Origin of the sequence: Xenorhabdus hominickii, from assembly GCF_002632725.1 — a bacterium.
Classification (GTDB): Bacteria; Pseudomonadota; Gammaproteobacteria; order Enterobacterales; family Enterobacteriaceae; genus Xenorhabdus; species Xenorhabdus hominickii.
Genome location: NZ_NJAI01000115.1, coordinates 1 through 406, shown reverse-complemented (window position 1 = coordinate 406; position 406 = coordinate 1). Strand labels below are relative to the sequence as shown.

1 pseudogene is annotated in these 406 nt (G+C 55.4%); it reads left to right on the top strand.

Annotated features, from left to right (window positions below):
* Positions 1-406, top strand: a pseudogene (locus Xhom_RS31835) (hypothetical protein); the annotation flags it as partial.

Sequence of the window (406 nt, the reverse complement as noted above, 5' to 3'; positions counted from 1 at the left end):
TGCCGCTGGAATACAGCCAAATAAAACTAACGAGGCTCAATTAGCGGAGGCAATCAGAAAATTAATTTCACAGGGCGCTCTCGAAAAAGCGAAGAACGGGGCGGACATTCCGGATAAACCGGCGTTTGTGGACAACCTGGGCTTACGGGAAACCGTCAGAAATGCCGGGCGTCTCATTGGCCTGCCTACCGGGGAAACCCGGTTGCTCAGCGGCAATAACAGTACCTATTTGTACGTGACAGATAATAACCGTACGGGGTCATACAATACGCAAGGCGGCCATGTCTGGGCCTTTGATGACACCGGAACTCTGGAGACCGGATTGATACCGATCCAGTGTGGCGGGACAGGCGCAAGAACCGCCAATGAAGCGCTGGCGACACTGGGGGCGGTGCCCGGCAACCGG